Below are 279 nucleotides of genomic sequence, written 5' to 3'. Positions count from 1 at the left end.
GCGACGGATGCGGCGACTTCAGCACGCGATGGCGGCGGGTGTCGATCACCTTGCCCTTCTGCTGCGCATAGGCACCCCAGAGCATGAACACCAGTCCTTCGCGCTCGCGGTTGAGCACATCCACCACGTGATCGGTGAAGCCTTCCCAGCCGCGGCCCTGGTGCGCGCCGGCCTTGCCCTCTTCCACCGTCAGCACGGCATTGAGCAGCAGCACGCCGCGCCGCGCCCACGGGATCAGGCAGCCGTGGTCCGGGCGCGGGATACCGAGATCGGTCTCGA

The 279-nt window shown here is 68.5% G+C and carries 1 protein-coding gene; it reads right to left on the bottom strand.

The annotated features are described in order from the left end of the window. On the bottom strand, positions 1 to 279 hold a 279-nt coding region (locus EN845_RS35135; RefSeq protein ID WP_281041063.1), incomplete at both ends, for a uracil-DNA glycosylase family protein.

This window comes from Mesorhizobium sp. M8A.F.Ca.ET.202.01.1.1, assembly GCF_004791595.1.
GTDB lineage: Bacteria > Pseudomonadota > Alphaproteobacteria > Rhizobiales > Rhizobiaceae > Mesorhizobium.
The sequence above is the reverse complement of the archived record's forward strand: the minus strand, read 5'-3'. Positions and strand labels throughout refer to the sequence as shown.